This window comes from Rhodococcus sp. Leaf225 (assembly GCF_001426145.1).
Classification (GTDB): Bacteria; Actinomycetota; Actinomycetes; order Mycobacteriales; family Mycobacteriaceae; genus Rhodococcoides.
Map to the genome: position 1 here is coordinate 664077 of NZ_LMRN01000025.1, position 455 is coordinate 664531.

Sequence of the window (455 nt, forward strand, 5' to 3'; positions counted from 1 at the left end):
CCGGACAGATTCAGTGGGTTGCTCATGCAGACCAGTTCACCGTCCGGTTCGGTAACGCACCAGGGCGAGCGCTGCCTGGTCACGGCGTGACCAGGCGCAGGAAGCGGTCTCTCAGTAGTCTGACCAGGGTGCCAGCAGACAGATCCGTACTCGGGGCATTCCTCCGGTCCCGACGTGACGCACTCACGCCGGCAACAGCGGGGATTGCGCCGTTCCCCGGTCCGCGGCGCGTTCCGGGCCTGCGCAAGGAGGAGCTCGCGGTGCTCGCGGGACTGAGCCCCGACCACTACAGCCGGTTGGAGCAGGGTCGTCAGCACACGGTCACCGACGACATCGTCGACGCCTTGAGCCGGGCCTTGCGCCTCGACGAGATCGAGGACGCACACCTCCGGAATCTCGCCGCTCCGCTTCGCCGGAAACGCTCGAGTGCGTGGGAGTCTGCGCAGCGTCCCGAT

The 455-nt window shown here is 67.5% G+C and carries 1 protein-coding gene; it reads left to right on the plus strand.

Going from position 1 to position 455, the window contains the following annotated elements:
• Window positions 1-128 precede the first annotated feature (128 nt).
• The coding region (locus ASG69_RS21325) for a helix-turn-helix domain-containing protein (RefSeq protein WP_156380646.1) at window positions 129-455 on the plus strand (327 nt) is incomplete at its 3' end.